We start from the raw sequence: 22,937 nt of genomic DNA, 5'->3' as shown, positions 1-22,937 counted from the left end.
CCGGAAAAGGTCCCCCGGCCGCCCGGGGCGGGGGCTGGGTCTTTTGTGGAAAAAGGCGGGGGCCCGGGGGGGGGGGTTCCCCGCCCCGCCGGTTCAGTTGTGAAGGTTCAGTGCTGCTGTGCCTTCTGCGGCGTCACCTCGCTCGGCCGCACCACGACGAACCCCTCGCCCTGGAGCATGAGTTGCACCGCCTCACCCGAACCGCCGCGCAGCATCGAGCCGATGGACTGCGAGCGGTGCAGCGAGGTCTCCAGGTGCGCGGACCAGCCCACCACGGCGTCGGTGTCGACGTACACCGGCGCCTGCGGCGAGACGGGAATCACCAGCGGATTGCCCTCGCAGACCAGTCCGAGCTCGCCGTGCCCGCTGAACACGCTGTTGAACAGGCCGCCGCCCGCGATGCCCGAGCCCTTCACCGTCTTGATCTCGTACGACAGCGAGGCGTCGAAACACAGGACGTTGCGGCCGTTGACGGTGAACCGGTCGCCGGGCTCCACCTCGACGATGAAGCAGTTCTGCGCCTCGTGCGCGAACCAGGCCTCGCCCTGCCCGCGCACGGCCATCAACGGCAGCCCCTCGCCCGTGACGGCGCGCTTGAGCATGCCGCCCACGCCCTGTCCCTTGCGCTCGAAGGCGAGGCCGCCGCGGTAGGCGATCATCGCGCCCTGCCGCGCGTACATCTCCCCGTTCACCGCGTACCGCAGGCACTTGGCGTTCTCGACGGACATGCCCGGCGCCACGGCCGGCTGCACCACGTGCTGACTGGAGAAAAGATCACCCTTCATGTGGTGCATGGTGGCCCGGAGCCTCCCGTTCCGCCAAGGTCAGGTGCGCGGCGGGACGCCCCGCGCCTTCCGCGGCGCGCCGCAGAACGCGGAATCCAGCGTCCCCGCCAGCGTGTCCAGCACCTTGCCGTTGTTGGACGTGTTGGCCACGGCGGTCAGGGCACGGCCGCCGTCCTTGGTCGCGAAGGCGTACGTGTAGTACCCCTGCACCGCGCCCGTGTGGCCGTACACCGAGATCCCGCAGGACAGGTCCCGGCGGCGCAGCCCGAGCCCGTAGGCGGTGGTGCTGTTGACCCGCTGGAAGCGCTCCATCTCGGCGAGCCGGGCCGGCGACATCAGCTTGCCGCCGAGCAGCGCCGCGTAGAAGGTGTCCAGGTCCCGGGCGCTGGAGATGACAGCCCCCGCGCTCTGCGCCCAGGACACCGTCTGCGCCGTCGCGTCGACCAGCTTGCCGCCCGCCGTGTCCGGGGTGAGGTATCCGCGCGCGTACCGGCCGGGGATCGCGGTGTCCGGGTGCACATAGAAGGTGTCGCGCAGCTTCAGCGGCTCGAAGACCCGCTTTTCGTAGGCGTCCTTGACCGGTTTCCCGGTGAGCTTCTCGATGAGCAGCCCGGCGACGACGAAGTTGGTGTTGGAGTACGCGTAGGCGGCGCCCGGCGCGTTGGTGCGCGGCTTCTTCAGGGACAGCGCGACGAGCCGGCGGTAGGTGAACACCTTGTCGCGGACCGCCTCGAAGCCGGAGACGCTGCTCGCGAACAGGTCGTTGCTGTAGTCGTACAGCCCGCTGCGGTGGCCGAGCACGTGGCGGACCGTGATCCGGTCGTCTGGCAGCAGCCCGGGCAGGTAGCGGTTGACCGGCGCGTCGAGCGACAGCTTGTGCTCGTCGACGAGTTGCATCAGGACCACCGCCGAGAACGTCTTCGTGACACTCCCGACGCGGAACCGGTCCCCGGTGGCGATGGCCCGCCCCGTGCCCCGGTCGGCGACCCCCCGGGTGACCCGGTAGGTGCTGCCGTGGTCGTCGATCCGGGCCAGCGCCCCGGGCGCGCCCTGGTCGACGGCCCTGCGCAACACCGCGGCCAGGCCCGTGGTGTCGGGCGCCGGCAGTGCCGGGGCCGCACGCCCCGCGGGCTCCGGCCGCCTGGTCGCCGCCTGCGCCGGAACCGCGAGGAGCGACAGCGCCACCACCCCGAGAACCGCGCCCCGCCCCACCGTTGCTGAGACCATCCGGCATCCCTCCATCCCCGCACCGACCTGATGCGATATCGGTCACATTCCGGCCTCGGAACCTAGAGGGTCAGGGCAACATCTCCACAGTCGACACACAGAGGTCGACTGGTGATCACTCTCTGGCGTCCATTTGTAAAGGATTGCCATAGAAGTTCGCGAAACCGATCATTCCGGCTTTACGCGTACATGACTGATCCGTAAGGGTGGACCCCGGGGCCCGACCAGCCCCCGTGGCGCGAACCGCGCCATGCGCAAAGGCGGTTCGGGACACCGGCCGCCTTCGAACGAAGGAACCCTGATCAGATTGCGTAGACCGCACATACGCACCGTGGCGGTCGCCGTCGCGGTGGCGACGGCTGCCACAGGCCTGGCCGGCACGGCCTTCGCGGGTCCCTCCACGGCGGGGGTGGAGCGATCCGCCACGGCCACCGGCCCCACGGCCGTCGTGAAGGCGGCGCAGGCCGCGGCCTTCGCCCACGCCTCGGCCACCGGCGTCTCCCAGGGCGACGAACTCCAGCCCCAGGACGTCCTGATCGACCCCGAGGGCGCCCGGCACGTCCGCTTCGAGCGCACCCACGGCGGCCTGCCGGTCCTCGGCGGCGACCTCGTCGTCCACCTGGACCACAAGCTCGCCTACACCGGGGTGACCCGCGCCGCGGACCACGCCGTCAAGGCGGCCACCGGCACGGCCAAGCTGACCGAGAAGCAGGCCGCCGCCAAGGCCGCCCAGGCGGCCAAGGGCGACGCGGGCAGCGTCCAACTGGTCGTCGACGCCCGCGAGGGTGCCTCGGCCCTCGCCTACCAGGTGAAGGTGACCGACCAGGGCACCTCCCACACGGTCGTCGTCGACGCCGTCACCGGCAAGGTGCGCAGCAACACCCCCGACAGCGACGAGTTCCTGTCCCCGAAGCTGCTCGACACCCTGCAGGAGCGCGGCGAGAGCGCCGACCCGGCCACCGGCACGCCCGCCTCGGGCCTGCTCGGCGCGGGCGCCTCCGGCGCGGCGGCCTACCCGTCGTCCGCCAAGGGCACCGGCAAGACCCTCTTCGTGGGCAACGTCGGCCTCACCACCACCCAGACCTCGCGCGGCCACTACCAGCTCAAGGACCCGAGCCGGTACGGCACCGAGGTGCGCGACGCCAAGGGTTCGCAGACGGAGAAGTTCAGCTCCGGCAGCAAGCTCACCAACACGAACAACGTGTGGGGCAACGGCAAGACCACCAGCCGGGCCAGCGCCGCCGCCGACGCCCAGTACGGCATCACGAAGACGCTCGACTTCTACAAGAGCACCTTCCAGCGCAAGGGCATCGCGAACAACAGCAAGCCCGCACAGGGCATGGTGCACTGGGGCAAGAAGGTCGCCAACGCCTTCTGGGACCCCACCTGCAACTGCATGCTGTACGGCGACGGCGACGGCGACATGTTCAAGAAGCCGCTCGTCGTCCTCGACGTCACCGGTCACGAGCTGACCCACGGCGTGGTCGAGGCGACCGCCGACCTGCAGCCGACCTTCGTCGACGAGGACGGCAACCAGTACGGCGAGCCCGGCGCGCTCAACGAGTCGCTCGCGGACATCTTCGGCTCGAACGTCGAGTTCTACGCCAAGAACACCAAGGACACGCCGGACTACCTGATCGGCGAGAAGCTGGGCCTCGCCCAGAAGTTCCTGCGCCGCCTCGACCACCCGTCGCTGGACAAGCTCGAAGGCACCATCGACTACTGGTCCTCGGACACGTACTACACCGAGGTGCACGCCGGTTCCGGTGTCTCCTCGCACGCCTACTACCTCCTGGCGGAGGGCAGTGGCAAGAAGACCATCGGCGGCGTCGCCTACAACTCGCCGACGTACCAGAACATCGCGGTCAAGGGCATCGGCCGGACCAAGGCCACCGCCATCTTCTACCGCGCGCTCACCCGCTACATGGTCTCCACGACCGACTTCCACCAGGCGCGCACCGCGACCCTGAAGGCGGCCAAGGACCTGTACGGCGCGAGCAGCACCGAGTACAAGACGGTCGACAAGGCCTGGTCCGCGGTCAACGTCACCGCGGCCAACACCCCGAGCGCCCGTCACTGACACCGGACGCACGACACCGCAGCACCGGATGCCCCGCCCCGCGCGGGGCATCCGCCTGTCCGGGCCGCTCCGCTCCCGCCGGGGTGCGCGGCCGTGGCATCGGCGGGACCATGTCGAGCGTGGGACACGCAAGGCATGTCCCGGAGGGTCCGGCCCCGGCCCGGCGGATCCGCGACGATCCGGGACCCCGCCCGGTGAGCGGCCGTCCGGCCCGCGTGTGCCGCCTCGCCGCCGCCCTGCTCGCCGCCACCGCCTGTCAGACCGGGCCCGCACGGGCCGGCGAGGCGCCGGCCGGCCTCACCTCGCGGGTCACCGGCGTGGTCACCTGGGCGGCGAGCGCCGACCGCCTCGGTGCGGGCACACCCGGCCGGGACTACCGGCTCATCGTCCGCACCAGCGTCGGCGGCACCGGCCTCCGGGTCCGCTTCACCAACGCCTTCGGCGACCGGCCGCTCACCCTGGACGCCGTCTACGCCGGGGTACGGCAGCGGGAAGCGCGGCTACGCCCCGGCAGCAACCGACGGCTGACCTTCGGCGGGGCACGCACCGTCACCGTGCCCGCCGGGTCGGCCGCCTGGAGCGACCCGCTGCCCGGCCGGCTGCCCGCCGGCACCGACCTCGCCGTCAGCCTGCGCACCCCGGACGCCGCCGGCCCGGCCACCGGCCACCCGGAGGCCCGGCAGACCTCCTACACCGGCCAGGGCGCGGACACCGCCCAGGAGAGCGGCGCCGGCTGGACGGGGACCACCGGCTCCTGGTGGTACGCGGACGCCGCCTCCGTACGGCCCGACGACGAGGGCACCGGCGCGGTGGCCGTGCTCGGCGACTCCCTCACCGACGGCAGGGAGTCCACCAGCGGCCTCGACCGGCGCTGGCCCGACTACCTCGCCCGGCGCCTCGCGAGTGCCGGCACACGGCTCAGGGGCGTGGCCAACGAGGGCATCTCCAGCAACCGGCTGCTCGCCGACGGCGCCGGACAGGCCGCCGTGCACCGGCTGGAGCGGGACGTGCTGTCCCAGCCCGGGGTGCGCACGGTCTTCCTGTTCGAGGGCGTCAACGACATCAGGGCGCACACCGGTGTCACGGCGGCCGGCCTGATCGCCGGCTACCGGGACATCGCCCGGCGGGCGCACACGGCCGGTGTCTGCGTGGTCGCCGCCACCGTGGGCCCGTTCAGGGACGCGCCGGAATGGGACCCGGCCGCCGAGGCGGTACGCCAGGACGTCAACCGGTACCTGCGCACCAGCGGGGACTTCGACCGCGTCACCGACTTCGACCGTGCCCTGCGGGACCCGCACGACCCCGAGCGGATCGCCCCCCTCCTCGACGGCGGCGACCATCTGCACCCCGACGACCGGGGCATGCGGGCGCTGGCCGACGCCGTGGACCTCGGCGGCCTGGACTGCCGTCGCTGACCGGCACCGGCCGGTGCGCGTCTCAGTGCAGGGTGCGCGCCCAGTCGGCCGGGACCCGCCCGGCAGGGCCCGGCACCGGCTGGTTGGCGGGATGCTCGGCGGGCGGGGCCAGTTCGGGACCGGAGGTGAACAGTTCCTCGGCCGCGAAGTCCCAGAACCAGGCCTCACCCGGCTCGAAACTGCGCATCACCGGATGCCCCGTCTCCCGGTAGTGGGCGGTGGCGTGCTTGCCGGGGGAGTCGTCGCAGCAGCCGATGTGCCCGCACTGCGCGCAGCGCCGCAGGTGGAACCACCAGCCGCCGCTCTCCTCGCACTCCACGCAACCGGACCCGGTCGGGGCCGCGTTCGGATCGATGCCTTCGGGCATGCTCATGCGATTGCCTCCGGTTCCTCCGCCGCGGGTTCGGCGGTCAGCGGGAGCAGCACCTGGAAACGGGTGTCGCCGGGCACCGACTCCACCCGCAGGGTGCCGTGATGCTTGTTCACCACGATCCGCCAGGAGATGTCCAGGCCCAGGCCCGTGCCCTCGCCGACCGGTTTGGTGGTGAAGAACGGGTCGAAGATACGGCCCTTGATCTCCGGCGGGATCCCCGGCCCGGTGTCGCGGAACTCCACCAGCAGCCGCTCGTGGTCGAGCGCGGTCCGCACGGTCAGCGTGCCCGTGCCGCTCGCGCCGCCCATGGCCGACACCGCGTTGTCGATCAGGTTCGTCCACACCTGGTTCAGCTCGGCCGGGTAGCCGGGCACCGGCGGGACGGAACGGTCGTACTCCTTGATGACCTTGAGGCCGGGGCCGCGCTTGCCGGAGAGCATCAGCAGGGTGCTGTCGAGGAGTTCGTGCACGTCCACCACCCGGTAGGGCGCCCGGTCCAGCTGCGCGTACTGCTTGGCCGCGTCCACGAGATGCGAGATCCGGGTGGTGGAGTCCTCGATCTCGGTCATCAACAGCTCGGTCTCGACGGTGTAGTTGAGCCAGCCGACCGCGCCGGGCAGGATCTCCTCGCCCACCGTCGCGGCGACCCGCTCCAGCCAGTCCACGTCGAGCCCGGCCTGCACGAAGGTGGGCGACAGCTGCCAGCCGTGGTCGATGCCGTGGTCCTCCAGCCAGTCGGTCAGCAGGTCCTCCCGGTCGGCGGCCTCCAGCGGACTGAGTACCGGGGCCTTCGCGACCCGCTCCGCCGTGCGCTCCTGGATCTCGATCAGACTCGCCAGCGCGTCCCGGGAGAACGGCCCCTCGGCGATCACACCCAGCTTGTGCCGCATCTTCGCGACCCGCTCCCGCAGCGTCGCGGTGGCCCGCACCGCCGCCGCGGCCGGGTTGTTCAGCTCGTGCGTGAGCCCGGCCGACAACGAGCCCAGCGCCAGCAGCCGTTCGCGCTGCCCGATCGCCGCCTGGGTGTTCTTCGAACCGAAGAACAGGCCCTCCAGCAGGTGCACGGCCATCGGGAACCACTCGCGCATGACGTCCGCGAAGATGTCGGCGGGCAGCACGAAGAACCGGGTCGGCTCGGTGACCCGCATCGAGTTGTTGTAGACCTGCCGCACCCGGTCGCCGAGGTAGGCCTGCATCGCCCCCGCGTACACGCCCGGCTGCGCGGTCCGGGTGACCTCCACGTCGTCGCCGCCGACCCGGCGGGAGAGCACCACCGTGCCCTCGACCATCACGAAGAAGCAGGTCGCCGGGTCGCCCTCGGTGTAGACCGGGCCCGGCTCGAACAGCTCCACCCGCCCCTCGCCGCACAGCCGCCCCAACTGCTCGGGGGCGAGCCGCTCGAACAGGAACAGTGCGGCGATCTCCCGCGGGTCGCACGGCATGACCCGCCCGCTCATGACTGCTCCAGGTACCGGTGGACGAGCATCACGGCCATGGCTCCTTCTCCGACGGCGGACGCGACGCGCTTGGCGGACTCGGCGCGCGCGTCGCCCGCCACGAACACGCCGGGAACGCTGGTCTCCAGGTGGTACGGCGGCCGGTCGAGATCCCAGCCGTCCGGTGGCCGCCCGTCGGCGGTCAGGTCGGGCCCGGCCAGGATGAAGCCCCGCCCGTCGCGCAGCACCGTCTCGCCGAGCCAGTCGGTGAGCGGGGCGGCGCCGATGAACACGAACAGCCACTGCGCGTCGACCTGTTCGCTCTCCCCGGTCACCGTGTGCCGCAGCGTCAGCCGCTCCAGGTGGTCCGAGCCGTGCGCCGCGTCCACGGTCGTGTGCGGGCGCACCGAGATGTTCGGCGCCTCCTCGATCTGCTGGATCAGGTAGTGCGACATCGACGCCGACAGGTCGGGGCCGCGCACCAGCAGTGTCACGGACTTCGCGCCCCGCGCCAGGTACATCGCCGCCTGGCCCGCCGAATTGGCGCCGCCGACGATGTGGATGTCCTGCCCCTGGCAGGCGGCGGCCTCGGTCAGCGCCGAGCCGTAGAACACCCCGCAGCCGGTGAGGTCGAGGCAGCCCTCCGCCTCCAGCTGCCGGTACTGCACCCCGGTCGCCAGGATCACGCTGTGCGCGGCGACCGCCGAGCCGTCCGTGAAGCGGACGACCCGGGCGGCGCCGTTCACCTCCAGACCGCTCACCTCGCGCGCGGTGAGGATCTCGGCGCCGAACCGGGCGGCCTGCCGCCGGGCCCGGTCGGTGAGCTGCGCGCCGGAGACGCCGTCGGGAAAGCCGAGGTAGTTCTCGATCCGGGAGCTCTGCCCGGCCTGTCCGCCGGTCGCCGACCGCTCCACCAGCACGGTCCGCAGCCCCTCGGAGGCCCCGTACACCGCGGCGCCGAGCCCGGCCGGCCCGCCGCCGATCACCACCAGGTCGTAGAAGTCGGCGGTGGGCGTGGTGGCGAGCCCGACCCGGGCCGCGAGTTCCGGCGCCTCCGGCTCGACCAGCACCCCACCGTCCGGCGTGATCACCACCGGCAGCCGCTGCCCGTCCGCTCCGGCCGCCCCCAGCAGCCGCCGCCCCTCCGGCTCCTCCACCGAGTACCAGCGGTACGGCACCTGGTTGCGGGCCAGGAACTCACGCACGTCCGAGGAGCGCGCCGACCAGCGGTGCCCGACCACCTTGGTGCTCGGCACCGGCTTGGAGCCGCTGCTCCGCCACGCCTCCAGCAGGTCGTCCAGCACCGGATAGAGCTTCTCCTCCGGCGGGTCCCAGGGCTTGAGCAGGTAGTGGTCGAGGTCGACGACGTTGATCGCGTCGATCGCCGCGTTGGTGTCCGCGTACGCCGTCAGCAGCACCCGCCGGGCCGCCGGGTACACGTCCAGGGCCTGTTCGAGGAACTCGATGCCGTTCATCCGCGGCATCCGGTAGTCGGCCAGGATCACCGCCACCAGATCACCGCGCAGCTTCAGCTCGCGCAGCGCCTCCAGCGCGGAGGCGCCCGACTCGGCGCGCACGATCCGGTACGACTCGCCGTAACGCCGTCTGAGGTCCCGGGCGACGGCACGGGAGACCCCCGGGTCGTCGTCCACGGTCAGGATGACGGTCCGCGCTGCGTCGGCGGCCTGTGCCATGCGTCTCCCACCCGGAGCGTCGGTCCGCCCGGCCCGGTGCCGCGGGACCACCGCGCCGCTCCACCGTTCATCGTAGGTGCGGGCTCCCGCCGCCGCCCCGGTACCTGGTCGCGGCCTTGATCAGCCCCCGGGACGCTGCCCGAGGACACAGAACTCGTTGCCCTCGGGATCTACCAGCGTCACCCACGACTGCTCGCCCTGCCCGATGTCGGTGTGCCGGGCGCCGAGCGCCAGCAGCCGGGTCACCTCGGCCGCCTGGTCCACGGGGCGGAAGTCGAGGTGCAGCCGGTTCTTGACCGACTTGGCCTCGGGCACCCGCACGAACAGCAGCCCCGGCAGCCGGTCCGGCGTGGGCCGGATCTCGAACTCGTCGGCGCTGTCGTCCACCACGGCCCAGCCGAGCGCCTCGGCCCACCAGCGGCCCAGCGCCGCCGGGTCGGCCGCGTCCACGATCACCTGTTCCCATTCCAAGGTCATGGCGGCAGCGTAATCATGGAAGGGCCCGGCGTCTCGTTGTTTTTCCCGGGCACCCCGGCACCCCGGGCGACCGGCCGCCGGCGCGTGGCGAGATGATCACGGTGGCGCTCGCGGACGCCCGACAGTGGGTGCCGTGTCCGCCGGCAGGTGGCGACGACGAGGAGGCCCGCGCATGACACGCCCGATCACGGCAGGGGTGGACGGTACCGAGGAGAGTCTGGCCGCGCTGGACTGGGCGGCCCGGGAGGCCGTGCGCCGGCGCCTGCCGCTCCGTGTGGTGCACGCCTGGCGCTACGCCGAGGCGCTCGCCGCGGCCGACCGGGACACCCAGCACGGCTGGGTCACCGACGGCGTGGACCAGGCCGTGCGCACCGTCTCCGAGCGGCATCCGGAACTGGAGGTGGGCGTCGACGTCGTCGAGGGTGACGCCCCGCACGCGCTGGCCACGGCCGCGGCAGGGGCCGAGATGCTGGTGCTGGGCTCACGCGGGCACGGCCCGGTCGTCGGGTTCCTCCTGGGCTCCGTCGGCCAACAGGTGATCGCGGGCGCGGACCGGCCCGTGGTCCTGGTCCGGGCCGGCGACTTGGCCGCCGCGGAGGCCGCCGGGCGGGAGGTCGTGGTCGGCCAGCACGGCAGCCCCGAGGACAGCGCCGCGGCCCTGCGCTTCGCCTTCGAGACGGCGGCGGCCCGCGGTGCTTCCGTCCGCGCCGTCCGCGCCTGGACCCTGCCGCCGGTCTTCGCCTACAGCCCCGGCTCGCTGAAGCTGCTGGACGACGCGGGCGGCCTGGAGCCGTACGAGAGGCAGGCGCTCGCCGAGGCGCTCAAGCCGTGGCGGGAGCGGTTCCCGGACGTCCCCGTCGCCGAGCACATCGAGATGGGCAGCGCCGGCCAGGTCCTGCTGTCCGTCTCCGGCCGGGCCCAGCTGATGGTCGTCGGCCGCCGCGCCCACCGCACGGCCGTCGGCGCCCGCATCGGCTCGGTCGCCCACGGCGTCCTGCACCACGCGGACTGCCCGGTCGCGGTGGTCCCGCACGACTGAGCTAGCCGGCGTCCGTCCGCTCCGGGTCCGTCGGCCGCAAGGTGCCCCGGGCGCGGGGCAGGACGCGCGCGATGTAGTCCGCGACGGCCGTGTCCAGGCCGAGGTCGTGCTCGGCGCGCTCGGAGAGGTACCAGCGGTGTTCCAGCAGCTCGTGGTAGATCTCCGCCGGGTCCATCGAGCCGCGCAGTTCCGGTGGCACCGCCCGCACGGTGGGCCGGAACACGTCCCGCACCCACCGGTGGGCGAGTACCTCGGGGCGGGCGGCGAGGGGGTCGCCCGGGGCGTGGTCGTCCTGGGTGGCCATCCAGCTCTCCAGGTCGTTCAGCAGCCGCCGCGCCTGGTTCTCCTCGGCGTCCAGGCCGGTCAGGCGCAGCAGTTGGCGCTGGTGGTGGCCGGCGTCCACGACCTTGGGCACGAAGGTGACCGAGTCGCCGTCGAGGGAGTGCTCGATCTGCATCTCGGCCACGTCGAAGCCGAGGTCGTTCAGCCGCCGGATGCGGCGCTCGATGTAGTGGTACTTGCCCGCCGGGTACACCGAGGTGCGGGTCAGCTCCCGCCACAGCCCGTCGTACCGGCCGCGGATCTCGTGGCCGAACTCGACCGGGTCGACGGACGGGTGCAGCGCCCCCGACGCCTCCAGGTCCAGCAGTTCGCCGCTGATGTTCACCCGGGCGAGGTCGAGGTCGTACGCGCGCTGCCCGGGGCTCAGCCGCGGCCGCAGCTCACCGGTCTCGGCGTCGACCAGATAGGCGGCGTAGGCGCCGGCGTCCCGCCGGAACAGGGTGTTGGACAGCGAGCAGTCGCCCCAGGCGAACCCGGCCAGGTGCAGCCGCACCAGCAGCACGGCCAGCGCGTCCATCAGCCGGTGCATGGTCGCCGGGCGCATGGTCGTCTCGAACATCGACCGGTACGGCATCGAGCCGCGCAGGTGCCGGGTGACCAGCACCGGTTCCAGCGGCTGCCCGGAGCCGTCGGTGCGGCCGGTGACCACGGCGAGCGGGTCGACGGCCGGGATGCCGAGCCGGTCCAGGTCGCGCAGCAGCCCGTACTCGCGCAGCGCGGGCCGCTCGGCCAGCTCCTTGACGGCGATCACCTCCTCGCCGGCGCGCGCGTAGCGGACGACGTGCCGGGAGATGCCGCGGGGGAGCGGCACGAGGTACTCCTCGGGCCACTCCTCCAGGGGCACGTCCCAGGGCAGGGCGAGCAGCAGCGCGGGGTGCTCCGGGTTGGTCGCGTTGATCTGCAGGGCCATGGCAGGAACCCTACGGCCCCGCGCGGGCTCGCTAGGAGGCCCGTTCCCGGGCCTGTTCGGCCGCCGCGCGGACCGCGCCCCGGTGCACCGGCCCGTGTCCGGGCAGCAGGGTGTCGCCGTCGAGCGCCGCGATCACGTCCAGGGACGCCACGACCCGCGCCCGCTCGTGGTGGAAGAAGTCGGGCAAGATCTGCGGGCCCTTGACCCGGGAGGTGGCGTGCCCGCTGACCAGGGCGTCCCCGGAGATCACGATGCCCTGTCCGGGCAGGTGGTAGGCGCAGTGGCCGTCGGTGTGGCCGGGGGTGTGCACGGGCACGGGCCGGCCGGGCAGGTCGAGCGCGCCGGTGCCCGGGAACGGCTCGGGCGCGGTGACCGGGTGCTGTTCGATGCCGCCCACCCGGATCGCGTGCACCGCCCAGGGCAGCACGCCGGGCCGCCAGGCGTTGCGCACCACGTCGCCGATGGTCGCCTGCTGGAGGAACTCCCGCCGGGCGTGCGGGACTTCGGCGGGGTGCAGATAGACCGGCGTGCCGTGGGCGGCGCGCAGGTACTCGGCCGAGCCGAGGTGGTCGTTGTGCGCGTGGGTGATCAGCACCGCGGTGACCGCCTCCGGTGAACTGCCCACCGCCGCGAGGGACTCCAGCAGCCCCTGCCGGTCCCCGGGATACCCGGTGTCCACCAGCGTGACGGCGTCCCCGTCCTTGAGGATGACCCAGTTGGTCTCGTGCCCGTGCACCAGATAGGTGTGGTCGGCGACTTGGCGTACGTCGGCGGTCATGATCTCCCCGGGGGCCTTGATCGACAGAGCGTCGGGACCAGCCAAGCAGACCGGCCGCCGCCCCGCGCGACCGGGTGGCGGGCACCGAGCCGTCCGGCGGTGTCAGCGCACCGCGTGCGGCCGGAACTGGATGCTGACGCGCGGGCCGGCCGCCCGCCCGGTCTTGGGCACGCAGTGCTCCCAGGTGCGCTGGCAGGAGCCACCCATCACGATGAGGTCGCCGTGGCCCAGCGGCCGGCGCACCGTGGCGCCGCCCCCGCCGACCGGACGCAGCAGCAGGTCGCGGGGCGCGCCGACGGAGAGGATCGCGACCATCGTGTCCTCGCGGGCGCCGCGCCCGATCCGGTCCCCGTGCCAGGCCACGCTGTCCCGGCCGTCCCGGTAGAGGCAGAGCCCGGCCGTCGTGAACGGCTCGCCCAGCTCCTCGGCGTAGTGCCGGGACAGAGCCGTCCGCGCCTCGTCCAGCACCGGGTGCGGCAGCGGGTCGGCCGCCTGGTAGAAGGCGAGCAGCCGGGGTACGGCCACCACGTGGTCGTACATCTTCCGCTGCTCGGCCCGCCACGGGACCTCCGCCGCGAGCCGTTCGAACAAGGCGTCGGCACCGCTCAGCCAGCCCGGCAGTGCGTCGATCCAGGCGCCGGAACCCAGCTCGGTGCGGCGCAGCCCGTCGAGGGGGCCGAGCCGCGTCTCGTCGGCCTGGTCGAACAGGGAGCCCTGGAGGCCCGGGAGGTGCGTGGCCATGCGTCCAGCGTACTCCGTAATCGAAAATCTGTTCCCATGTGATCGACAGGGGGTCCGATGGGTGAAGCCGGGGGCTTTCGATACATGGGTGTATCGGATACGTTCCTGTATCGAACAGGTCGGGAGAGGAGCGGCGCCCATGGACGACACCGTCAAGCGCGTCACCCGGCGCCGGGGCCGGACCCGGGCCCGGCTGCTCGACGCCGCGTTCGAGGTGTTCGCCGCCAAGGGCTTCGGGCGGGTCTCCATCGAGGAGGTCTGCGAGGCGGCCGGGTACAGCCGGGGCGCCTTCTACTCGAACTTCGCCACCCTGGACGAACTGTTCTTCGCGCTCTACGGCGAGCGCGCCGACCTCATCGCCGCCCAGGTGGCCGACGCCCTCGCCCACGACGGGCCCGACCTGGACGTGCCGGCCTCCGTGGACCGGGTCACCGAGGTGCTGCTGCTCGACGTCGACTGGCTGCTCGTCAAGACCGACTTCCTGGTGCACGCCACCCGCGACCCGGCCGTGGCCCGTGCCCTGCTCGACCACCGCGCCCGGCTCCGGGAGGCGATCGCCGACCGCCTCTCCCGGGCCCGGGGCCACACCGAGCTGCCCGCCGTACTCGGCGACGTGGACGGCGCCGCGCACGCCGTCGTCGCCGCCTACGACGGCGTGACCACCCAACTCCTGCTGGACCGGGACGTCGAGGCGGCCCGGGCCTGGCTGAAGCGACTCCTCACCGCGCTGCTCACGGACGGCGGCGGCGCCCCCCGACACACCACCACGCACTGAGGAAGGAACCCCACGCCATGGACGCGGACGTCATCGTCGTCGGAGCGGGCCTCGCCGGTCTGGTCGCGGCGCACGAACTCACCAGCCGGGGCCGCCGGGTCGCCCTGGTCGACCAGGAGAACGCCGCCAACCTCGGCGGCCAGGCGTTCTGGTCCTTCGGCGGGCTCTTCCTGGTCGACTCCCCGGAGCAGCGTCGCCTCGGCATCAAGGACTCCTTCGACCTGGCCTGGAACGACTGGCGGGGCAGCGCGCGGTTCGACCGGCCGGCCGACGAGGACTCCTGGGCGGTGCGCTGGGCCCGCGCCTACGTCGCGTTCGCGGCCGGCGAGAAGCGGTCCTGGCTCCAGGGCCACGGCATCGAACTGCTGCCCACCGTCGGCTGGGCCGAGCGCGGCGACCTCCGGGCGGACGGCCACGGCAACTCCGTCCCCCGCTTCCACATCGCCTGGGGCACCGGCACCGGCGTGGTCGAACCCTTCGTCGGCTACGCCCGGCAGGCCGCCCGGGACGGACTGCTCACCTTCCACCACCGCCACCGCGTGGACGAGCTGGTGGTCGAGGACGGCACCGCCCGCGGCGTACGCGGCACCGTCCTCGCCCCCGACGACTCGCCCCGCGGCGTCGCCTCCGGCCGCGACCGCGTCGGCGACTTCGCCCTCACCGCCCAGGCCGTGATCGTCACCACCGGCGGCATCGGCGCCAACCACGACATCGTCCGCCGCTACTGGCCCGAGCGCCTCGGCACGCCCCCCGCCGACATGGTCACCGGCGTCCCGGCCTACGTCGACGGCCGGATGCTGGACATCAGCGCCGAGGCCAGCGTCCGGCTCGTCAACCGGGACCGCATGTGGCACTACACCGAGGGTCTGCAGAACTGGGACCCGGTCTGGCCCGGCCACGGCATCCGCATCCTGCCCGGCCCGTCCTCCGTCTGGCTCGACGCGCTCGGCCGCCGGCTCCCCGACCCCTGCCTGCCGGGCTACGACACCCTCAGCACCCTGGAGTACCTGCGCACCACCGAGGACATCGCCGGGTACGACCACTCGTGGTTCATCCTCACCCGGAAGATCATCGAGAAGGAGTTCGCGCTCTCCGGCTCCGAGCAGAACCCGGACATCACCGCCAAGGACCGCAAGGCGGTGCTGCGCGACCGGCTGCTCGGCAAGGGGGCGCCCGGACCGGTGCGGGCCTTCCTCGACAACGGCGCGGACTTCGTCACCGCCGGCACGCTGGAGCAACTGGTCGGCAAGATGAACGCCCTCACCGACAAGCCGCTGCTCGACGCGGCCGAGGTGCGCCGCCAGATCGAGGCCCGCGACCTCCAGATCGCCAACCCCTACAGCAAGGACGCCCAGGTCCAGGGCATCCGCAACGCCCGCCGCTACATCGGCGACCGGCTGGGCCGGGTGGCCGCCCCGCACCGCCTCCTCGACCCCGCTGCGGGCCCGCTGATCGGCGTACGGCTGCGCGTGCTCACCCGCAAGACCCTCGGCGGCATCCAGACCGACCTCGACTCCCGCGCCCTCGGCACCGACGGCTCGCCCATCGAGGGCCTGTACGCGGCCGGCGAGGTGGCCGGCTTCGGCGGCGGCGGCGTCCACGGCTACAACGCCCTGGAGGGCACCTTCCTCGGCGGCTGCCTCTTCTCGGGCCGGGCGGCGGGCCGGGCGGCGGCGCGGGACGCCGGCTGACGGGGCGTGGGCGCGGGGCGCCGCCTTGACGCCGCGGGCGGGGAGTGAGGGGAGCCGCGCCGGGGCGGGGGACTTCCGTGCGCGGCGGACGACTTCACGGCCTGCGTCCCGGGCTGACGGGCCGCCCTGAGGCGGCGGCCATGCGGACGACGGCACGTGAAGGAACGCCACGGAACCAGCCGTCGGCCGGACCGGGCGGTTCGCGGATCCGGCCGCACGTGAGGGAAGTACGCGCGGATTCCGAAAGCGTGCCGACAGCCTGAGAACGCCTACCCGGCCCATCAGCCCCGGAGGCCGGCGAGCCAGTCGGTCAGCAGGCGGTTGACCTCGTCGGGGCGCTCCTGCTGGACCCAGTGGCCGCAGCCGTCCAGGAGGTGGGAGGCCGACAGGCCGGGGAGGGTGGCGGGGTAGGCGTCGATGGCGTCGGACATCCAGGTGGTGGAGGCGTCCAGGGTGCCGCCGATGAACAGGGACGGCTGCCTGATCGGGGCTCCGCGGTGCGGTGCGAGGTCTTCCCAGTCCCGGTCCATGCTGCGGTAGCGGTTGAGCGCGCCGGTGATCCCCGTGCGCTCGAACTCCCCGGCGTAGACGTCGAGGTCGTCCTCGCTCAGCCAGGCGGGGAGGACCCCCGTGGGGAAACGGTCCCGCAGCCGGCCGCCGCCGCGGGCGACGAAGTGCGGGTCCGGCTCGCCCTGGGCGGGCATGGTGTCGGCGGACAGGGCCGCGTAGAAGCCCGCGAGCCAGCCCCGGACGTCGGGCTCGATCTCCGCCTCGGCGCGGCCGGGCTCCTGGAAGTAGGAGACGTGGAACTCCTGCTCGGGGCCGCCGATCCGGCCGAAGACGTCGGTGGGGCGGGGGCCGCCGGGCGGCGCGTAGGGGACGCTCAGCAGGCCGACGGCGCGGAAGACCTCGGGGTGCAGCAGGGCGGAGGCGGCGGCGATGCTGGAGCCCCAGTCGTGGCCGACGACCACCGCGTTCTCCTCGCCGAGGGCGCGTACGACGGCGACGTTGTCCGCCACCAGGTCCAGCATCCGGTAGGCGTCGGTCGCCTCCGGCTTGGAGGAGCGGCCGTAGCCGCGCACGTCGATCGCCGCCGCCCGGTAGCCGGCCGTGGCGAGGGCGGGGAGCTGGCGGCGCCAGGAGTACCAGGACTCGGGAAAGCCGTGCACGAGCAGGACCAGCGGACCGGTGCCCTGCTCGACCAGGTGCAGGCGCCCGGCCGGGGCCGCGACGGTGTGATGGCGGAGTGCGGCGGTCGGCTGGGCTCGCATGGGGGCTTCTCCTCGGTTCGCGGCGGACGCGGTCACCCGTCGATCATGCGACGCGGCCCCCGGCCGACGCGATCAGCTTTGCCATGCTGGCAAACTCGCAGGACAGGGCACTGTCCAGGAGAAGGAGCGGCATCGTGGCGGTCGACGACGCGGACGGCACAACGGCCTCGATGGGGCCTCGGTTGCGGGCCGCGCGTGAGCGCCACGGCAGGACGCTCGTCGGTGTCGGTCACGCGACCGGCATCCCGATCAGCACGCTGTCCCGGATCGAGACCGGCCGGCGCAGGCCCACCCTGGAGGTGCTGCTGCGGTTGTCGAAGGAGTACGGCGTCTCCCTGGACGAACTGGCCGGGCTGGCAGCCGCTCCCGCCGCCGAGCCGCGCGCCACGGCGCCGCTGAGCTTCGGCGACGACAAGGCGGTGCTGCCGTTGACCCGGTACGTCGGCGGCCTGCACGCCCACAAGCATGTCCTGCCCGCCCTCGGCGACCCGCCCGCGCGGCCCCGTACGGTCTCCCACGACGGCTACGAGTGGCTGTGCGTCCTGTACGGGCGGCTGTGGCTCGCGCTCGGCGACCACGACCTCGTCCTGACCGCCGGGGAGGTCGCCGAGTTCGACACCCGCACCCCGCACGGGATGGCGAACACCAGCCCCGACGGCCCGGTCGAGTACCTGATCATGTTCGGACCGCAGGGTGAGCGCCTACGGCCGCGCACCCTTCCAGCCCCCGGTCGCGGGAGCCGCCGGCCGGATCGTGCCCAGGCCGGCCGGGACGAACAGCCGTAGGCTCCGGAACCCGTACCGGGCCGGCCCGACCCCTCCCACCAGCGAGGCGCCCCGCTCCACCGCGCCCGGATCCCTCGCGACTTGACCTGGACAAGGGGGAAATCGGCGGGACACCGCGCCTAGTCTTACGGCCAGTCGATCATCAGCCACCCCCCTTGAGGAGCGCGCCCGTGACGTCGCCCAGCAGACAGCCCGCCCGACGCCGTACCGCCGTCCTGCGCCGCGAGGCGGTCCTCGCCACCGTGCCCGTCGCCGTCGCCGCACTCCTCGCCGCCGCCGGGCCCGCAGCGGCCGGCACCACCGGAGGCGCCGGCGCCGGCGACCCCTACTTCCCGCTCGCCGGCAACGGCGGCTACCACGTCGGCCACTACGGCCTGACCCTCCGCTACGACACCGGCACCCGCCACCTCGACGGCAAGGCCGTCCTCACCGCCCGTGCCACCCAGAAGCTCACCCGCTTCGACCTCGACCTCAAAGGCCTGAAGGTCACCTCGGTCACCGTGGACCGCACCCCCGCCACCTTCAAGCGCGGCGGCCAGGAACTCGTCGTCACCCCGCGCCACGCCCTGCGCGCCGGCCAGGACTTCCGCGTCACCGTCGCCTACCACGGCACCCCGAAGCCGGTCACCGACCCGGACGGCTCGGCGGACGGCTGGATCCCCACCGACGACGGCGCCTTCGTCGCGGGCGAGCCGCAGGGCGCCATGACGTGGTTCCCGGCGAACAACCACCCCAAGGACAAGTCGGCGTACGACTTCACGATCACCGTGCCGAAGGGCCGTACCGCCGTCGCCAACGGCGTGCTGCTCGGACAGCGCACCACCGGCGGCCGTACCACCTTCCACTGGCGCGAGACCCAGCCCATGGCCGCCTACCTGGCCACCGCCACCGTCGGGAAGTTCAAGGTCGAGCGGTACACCACCGCCGGCGGCATCCAGGTCTACAACGCCGTCGACGCCCGCGAGGCCACGGCCGCCGCCCCGGTGCTGAAGAAGCTGCCCTCGGTCCTCGCCTGGGAGAGCAAGCTGTTCGGCCCCTATCCGTTCCGCGCCGCCGGCGCCATCGTGGACCACGCCCCGGGTGTCGGCTACGCCCTGGAGACGCAGACCCGGCCCGTCTACGACTCCGCGCCCGACACCAGCACCCTCGTGCACGAGAGCGCCCACCAGTGGTTCGGCGACTCCGTCTCGCTGACCTCCTGGAAGGACATCTGGCTCAACGAGGGCTTCGCCACCTACGCCGAGTGGCTCTACAGCGAGCAGCACGGCGGCGACAGCGCCCAGAAGTCCTTCGACCGGCTCTACGCCCGGCCCGCCGGCGACGGCCTGTGGGCTTACCCGCCCGCCGACCCGGGCAGCGGCGAGAACATCTTCGGCACGCCCGTCTACGCCCGTGGCGCCATGGCCCTGCACGAACTGCGCGAGGCCGTCGGCGACAAGGACTTCTTCCGCATCCTGCGCGCCTGGGCGTCGGCACACCGCGGCGGCCACGGCACCACGGCCCAGTTCGAGAGGCTTGCCGAGCGGACGTCGGGGAAGCAGCTCGACGGGCTGTTCCACACCTGGCTGTACACCCAGGGCAAGCCGGGCCGCGCCTGAACACCGTCCGGTTCCGTGCGACGGCCCTGACCGATTCCACACAACTCTCGGCCAAGGTCGATCCATGATCGAACGCAGAACCGCCGTCGCCCTCCTCGCCTCCCCGCTGCTGCTCGCCGGCTGCGGCGGAGCCGGGGAGACCGGGCGCCGGGCACCGGGGCCCCGTGGCGCCGCCGCCCCCCGGGTCGCGGCCCAGCAGGCACCTCGGACACCGCGTGGCATACCCGGCCTCGGCCCCCGGCGCTCGGCGGCGATATCCGAGCGCTGCGGGCAGGCCGTCGTCGTCACCGGGCGGGGCCCCGACTCCCCGCTGTGCACGGTCGTCCTGCACCAGCGCACCTCCGACGGCTGGCAGGCAGGCCCGGCCTGGCCCGCGCACAACGCCCTGCACGGCTGGAGCGGCCACCACCTCCTCGACGACCTGCGCTCCCCGCTCGGCGTCTACACCCTCTCCGACGCCGGGGGACTCCTCCCTGACCCCGGCAGCAGGCTTCCGTACCACCGGTCGCGCGGCTTCCACTCGCCCGGCACCGGCTTCAAGGGCGAACCCCTGGAAGGCTCCTTCGACTACGTCATCGCCATCGACTACAACCGCAAGCCGGGCACCTCGCCGCTGGACTGGACCCGGCCCCTCGGCCCCGGCCGGGGCGGAGGGGTGTGGCTGCACGTCGACCACGGCGGACCCACCCACGCCTGCGTCAGCGTCGCCAAGGCCCACATGAAGGAGTTGCTGCACACCCTCGACCCGGACCGGCACCCCGTGGTCGTCATGGGGTACGCCGACTGGCTCGCCGAGCGGGCGGCCTAGGATTCGCACTCGTGTGCGCACATGTACTGGTCGCCGAGGACGACGAGAAGCAGGCCGAGCTGATCCGGCGCTCGCTGCTGGCCGAGGGACACACCGCCACGGTGGTCCACGACGGGGGCGCCGCCCTGGACGCGGCCCGTCGGCTGCGGCCCGACCTCGTCGTGCTGGACCTGATGCTGCCGGTGGTCGACGGCTTCGGCGTGTGCCGAGTGCTGCGGGGCGGCGCGGACCCGGAGATCCCGGTGGTGATGCTCACCGCGCGATCCGGCGAGGACGACGTCCTGCTCGGCCTCGAACTGGGCGCCGACGACTATCTGACCAAGCCGTACAGCCCCCGCGAGCTGATGGCCCGCATCCGCACCGTCCTGCGGCGCAGCGGACGGGGGGTGGACGGCCGGGGCGGGGACCCGGTCGTACGGGCCGCCGGGATCAGCGTCGATCCGGTACGGCACGAGGTGCGCTGCGAGGGGGTGGTGGTGGAGTGCACCCCGGCCGAGTTCCAGATCCTGCTGGCGATGGCCGGGGAACCCGACCGCGTGTTCACCCGGCGGCAACTGCTCCACTGCACCCGCGGGTTCGACCGCTCCTCCACCGAACGCGCCATCGACGTCCACATCATGAACCTCCGCCGCAAGACAGAGTCCGACCCCCGCCGGCCGACCCGCCTGCTGACCGTCTTCGGCGTCGGCTACAAACTCGACGGCACCCGCCCATGAGCCGGGAGCGGTACGGGAGTCGGGGGACCGGCGCGGCGCGCGCGTGCGGGGCAGAGACCGGGACGCACGGCGACCCCGGTCGCGCGCCTCGGCGTCGGATACCGCTGCGCAAGCGTCTCCTCACGCGGCTGCTGTTCGTGTCCGCGCTGATCGCGGTGTGCTCGGTCGCCGCCACCGCCTGGCTCGCGGTGACCACCACCACCAGGGCCCTGAAGGAGGAGCAGGGGCAGGATCTGGCCGCCGACAACAGCATCCTCGCCCGGCTCAGCGGGTACGCGGCCACCCACGCCGACTGGACGGACGTCCGCCGTACCGTCCGGGACCTGGCCGCGCGCACCGGCCGCCGGATCGCGCTCACCACGGCCGACCGGTCCCTGGTCGCCGACTCCGCGCCGCGCGGCACCCCGTTGCCGCCCCGGCCCGCCGCCTCTGTCGACCCGCTGCGCACCGACACCTACAGCGAGACCGGCGCCCAGCTCAGCGGCATCGACCCGCGCGTGGTGGGCCCCTACCGGCTGCCCGGGAAGGAACGGGCCGGGCTCGACACGCTGGCCGCCCGGCGCAAGGCCTGCTACGACCGCTACGGCCTGCGGACGAAGGTCGTCCGGACCGCGAGCGGACGCCCGGTGGTCACCACGGCGGACGGCGGCGACCCCGCCGGCTACGGCGCCACCGCCTGCGAGGACGGCCAGCTCAACACCCCCACCGCGACCGAACGGCGCGCCCTGGACGCCCTCTCCGACCTGGCCAGGCCCTGTCTGAAGCGGGCGGGTCTGGACCTCGGCGGCCCGCTGTTCCTCACCTACGACCCCAGCGGCAAGGACCCCTTCGGCGGTGGCTACCTGATCGCCAAGTACGCCGCGGCGAAGAAGGGCGAGGCCACGAAGGCGGCCCGGCGCTGCGTCCTGACCGCCCGCCGCGCCCAACTGGAGCCTTACGTGGCTCCCACGACGGAACTGTTCCTCGGCATCGGCGACCAGAACCCCACCCGGTTCCACATGTCACCGGCCAACAAGGCCAAGGTCGTCGGCGCGGCCGGCCTGGTGCTCGCCGTCACCGTCGCCGTGACCGCCGTCGTCGCCGTCCGCCTGGTCCGGCCGCTGCGCGCGCTCACGGAGGCCGCGGGTGCCCCGCCCGAACTGCACGTCCGGGTCCCGGTGACCACCCGCGACGAGACCGGCATCCTCGCGGAGGCCTTCAACGACCTGGCCGAGCGCCGCGAACGCCTGGAGGCCCAGCGCAAGGCGATGGTGAGCGACATCGCCCACGAACTGCGCAGTCCCCTGACGAACATCCGCGGCTGGCTGGAAGTGGTCCGCGACGGCGTCGTCGAGCCCGACCCCGCGCTGCTGGACTCCCTGCACGAGGAGGCCCTGGTCCTCCAGCGGATCATCGACGACCTCCAGGACCTGGCCGCCGCCGACGCCGACACCCTGCGCCTGCGTCCCGAACCGCTGCGCGCCGCCGACCTGCTGGACCAGGTCACCGCGGCCCACCGGGTCGCCGCCGACGCGGCCGGGGTCGCCGTCACCGTCGAGGCCGAGCCCGCCGCCTGGCTGGACGCGGACCCGGTGCGGATGCGGCAGGCCCTCGGCAACCTGGTCTCCAACGCGCTGCGGCACACCCCGGCCGGCGGCACGGTGGCACTCGCCGCCCGGCGGGCCGGCGACCGGGTGGTCCTCACCGTCACCGACACCGGTCCCGGTATCGCGCCCGAGGACCTGCCGTACGTCTTCGACCGGTTCTGGCGCGCCGAGAAGTCCCGCAGCCGGCGTACCGGCGGCAGCGGCCTCGGCCTGCCGATCGTGCGCCACATGCTCGCCGCGCACGGCGGCACGGCCGAGGCCGCGAGCGAGCCGGGCCGGGGCGCGGTCTTCACGCTGCGGCTGCCCGCCGGCCGGCCGCCCGGGGGCGAGCCGGACCAGCCCTGAAGCCGGACCAGCCTTGAGGCCGGACCAGCCCTGGGGCCGGGGCGCGTCCCAACGCGCCGCCGACG

20 protein-coding genes are annotated in these 22,937 nt (G+C 73.4%); 10 read left to right on the top strand and 10 right to left on the bottom strand.

The genetic code is table 11. From position 1 onward, the window contains the following. Nucleotides 1–107: 107 nt before the first annotated feature. On the bottom strand, nucleotides 108–785 hold the full coding sequence (locus NX794_RS34010) for an AIM24 family protein (protein ID WP_258783547.1): 678 nt from the start codon (nucleotides 783–785) through the stop codon (nucleotides 108–110). A 39-nt stretch (nucleotides 786–824) separates the two neighbouring features. Then, a complete protein-coding gene (locus NX794_RS34005; RefSeq protein WP_258783546.1) occupies nucleotides 825–2,012 on the bottom strand; it encodes a serine hydrolase domain-containing protein in 1,188 nt (395 codons plus the stop codon). Between the two features lie 307 nt (nucleotides 2,013–2,319). Here NX794_RS34005 and NX794_RS34000 point away from each other — a divergent pair, with 307 nt between their 5' ends. Both NX794_RS34000 and NX794_RS33995 read left to right on the top strand, forming a co-directional pair. Next, nucleotides 2,320–4,092: a M4 family metallopeptidase gene (locus tag NX794_RS34000; protein ID WP_258783545.1), complete on the top strand. Its 1,773-nt coding sequence runs from the start codon at nucleotides 2,320–2,322 to the stop codon at nucleotides 4,090–4,092. A gap of 194 nt (nucleotides 4,093–4,286) precedes the next feature. Further along, the gene (locus NX794_RS33995; protein ID WP_258783548.1) at nucleotides 4,287–5,507 is read left to right on the top strand and encodes an SGNH/GDSL hydrolase family protein; all 1,221 of its coding nucleotides are present in this window, start codon (nucleotides 4,287–4,289) and stop codon (nucleotides 5,505–5,507) included. 22 nt (nucleotides 5,508–5,529) lie between these two features. Here NX794_RS33995 and NX794_RS33990 read toward each other — a convergent pair whose 3' ends face one another. The 4 genes from NX794_RS33990 to NX794_RS33975 all read right to left on the bottom strand — a co-directional run bounded on the left by NX794_RS33990 (nucleotide 5,530) and on the right by NX794_RS33975 (nucleotide 9,487). Then, nucleotides 5,530–5,880 (bottom strand): UBP-type zinc finger domain-containing protein, encoded by a 351-nt coding sequence (locus NX794_RS33990; protein WP_258783544.1) that lies wholly within the window; start codon nucleotides 5,878–5,880, stop codon nucleotides 5,530–5,532. Continuing rightward, nucleotides 5,877–7,337 (bottom strand): ATP-binding protein, encoded by a 1,461-nt coding sequence (locus NX794_RS33985; RefSeq protein ID WP_258783543.1) that lies wholly within the window; start codon nucleotides 7,335–7,337, stop codon nucleotides 5,877–5,879. Before NX794_RS33985 ends, NX794_RS33990 begins: the two co-directional genes overlap by 4 nt. After that, nucleotides 7,334–9,010: an NAD(P)/FAD-dependent oxidoreductase gene (locus NX794_RS33980; RefSeq protein ID WP_258783542.1), complete on the bottom strand. Its 1,677-nt coding sequence runs from the start codon at nucleotides 9,008–9,010 to the stop codon at nucleotides 7,334–7,336. The genes NX794_RS33985 and NX794_RS33980 overlap by 4 nt, the downstream gene beginning before the upstream one ends. A gap of 120 nt (nucleotides 9,011–9,130) precedes the next feature. After that, nucleotides 9,131–9,487: a VOC family protein gene (locus NX794_RS33975; RefSeq protein WP_258783541.1), complete on the bottom strand. Its 357-nt coding sequence runs from the start codon at nucleotides 9,485–9,487 to the stop codon at nucleotides 9,131–9,133. Nucleotides 9,488–9,659: 172 nt separating this feature from the next. Between NX794_RS33975 and NX794_RS33970 the strand changes: the two genes are divergently transcribed. After that, the gene (locus tag NX794_RS33970) at nucleotides 9,660–10,526 is read left to right on the top strand and encodes a universal stress protein (RefSeq protein WP_258783540.1); all 867 of its coding nucleotides are present in this window, start codon (nucleotides 9,660–9,662) and stop codon (nucleotides 10,524–10,526) included. Between the two features lies 1 nt (nucleotide 10,527). Here the strand turns inward: NX794_RS33970 and NX794_RS33965 are convergent, their stop codons facing one another. The 3 genes from NX794_RS33965 to NX794_RS33955 form a co-directional block, all read right to left on the bottom strand. Next, the gene (locus tag NX794_RS33965; RefSeq protein ID WP_258783539.1) at nucleotides 10,528–11,778 is read right to left on the bottom strand and encodes a DUF4032 domain-containing protein; all 1,251 of its coding nucleotides are present in this window, start codon (nucleotides 11,776–11,778) and stop codon (nucleotides 10,528–10,530) included. 31 nt (nucleotides 11,779–11,809) lie between these two features. Beyond that, nucleotides 11,810–12,556, bottom strand: a complete 747-nt coding sequence (locus NX794_RS33960) for an MBL fold metallo-hydrolase (RefSeq protein WP_258783538.1) — start codon at nucleotides 12,554–12,556, stop codon at nucleotides 11,810–11,812. A gap of 102 nt (nucleotides 12,557–12,658) precedes the next feature. Next, nucleotides 12,659–13,297: an alpha-ketoglutarate-dependent dioxygenase AlkB gene (locus tag NX794_RS33955; protein WP_258783537.1), complete on the bottom strand. Its 639-nt coding sequence runs from the start codon at nucleotides 13,295–13,297 to the stop codon at nucleotides 12,659–12,661. A 139-nt stretch (nucleotides 13,298–13,436) separates the two neighbouring features. Between NX794_RS33955 and NX794_RS33950 the strand changes: the two genes are divergently transcribed. Next, on the top strand, nucleotides 13,437–14,072 hold the full coding sequence (locus NX794_RS33950; RefSeq protein WP_258783536.1) for a TetR/AcrR family transcriptional regulator: 636 nt from the start codon (nucleotides 13,437–13,439) through the stop codon (nucleotides 14,070–14,072). Nucleotides 14,073–14,089: 17 nt separating this feature from the next. Then, nucleotides 14,090–15,763: an FAD-binding dehydrogenase gene (locus tag NX794_RS33945; RefSeq protein ID WP_258783535.1), complete on the top strand. Its 1,674-nt coding sequence runs from the start codon at nucleotides 14,090–14,092 to the stop codon at nucleotides 15,761–15,763. Between the two features lie 281 nt (nucleotides 15,764–16,044). Here NX794_RS33945 and NX794_RS33940 read toward each other — a convergent pair whose 3' ends face one another. Further along, a complete protein-coding gene (locus NX794_RS33940; RefSeq protein ID WP_258783534.1) occupies nucleotides 16,045–17,034 on the bottom strand; it encodes an alpha/beta hydrolase in 990 nt (329 codons plus the stop codon). Nucleotides 17,035–17,168: 134 nt separating this feature from the next. Here NX794_RS33940 and NX794_RS33935 point away from each other — a divergent pair, with 134 nt between their 5' ends. From NX794_RS33935 to NX794_RS33915, 5 genes are all read left to right on the top strand, one after another. After that, nucleotides 17,169–17,819, top strand: coding sequence for a helix-turn-helix domain-containing protein (locus NX794_RS33935; protein ID WP_258783533.1), 651 nt, complete (start codon nucleotides 17,169–17,171; stop codon nucleotides 17,817–17,819). Between the two features lie 170 nt (nucleotides 17,820–17,989). Beyond that, a complete protein-coding gene (locus NX794_RS33930; RefSeq protein WP_258783532.1) occupies nucleotides 17,990–19,417 on the top strand; it encodes a M1 family metallopeptidase in 1,428 nt (475 codons plus the stop codon). Nucleotides 19,418–19,481: 64 nt separating this feature from the next. Next, entirely contained in the window at nucleotides 19,482–20,225 is a 744-nt protein-coding gene (locus NX794_RS33925; protein ID WP_258783531.1) for a L,D-transpeptidase family protein, read from the top strand. An 11-nt stretch (nucleotides 20,226–20,236) separates the two neighbouring features. Then, on the top strand, nucleotides 20,237–20,941 hold the full coding sequence (locus NX794_RS33920; RefSeq protein WP_258783530.1) for a response regulator transcription factor: 705 nt from the start codon (nucleotides 20,237–20,239) through the stop codon (nucleotides 20,939–20,941). Next, entirely contained in the window at nucleotides 20,938–22,872 is a 1,935-nt protein-coding gene (locus NX794_RS33915; RefSeq protein WP_428986013.1) for a HAMP domain-containing sensor histidine kinase, read from the top strand. Before NX794_RS33920 ends, NX794_RS33915 begins: the two co-directional genes overlap by 4 nt. The last annotated feature ends 65 nt before the right edge of the window (nucleotides 22,873–22,937 follow it).

It is taken from the genome of Streptomyces pyxinicus (assembly GCF_024753135.1).
GTDB classification, from domain to species: domain Bacteria; phylum Actinomycetota; class Actinomycetes; order Streptomycetales; family Streptomycetaceae; genus Streptomyces; species Streptomyces pyxinicus.
Note: the sequence above shows the minus strand (reverse complement) of the source record. Positions and strands in the feature narration are given on the sequence as shown.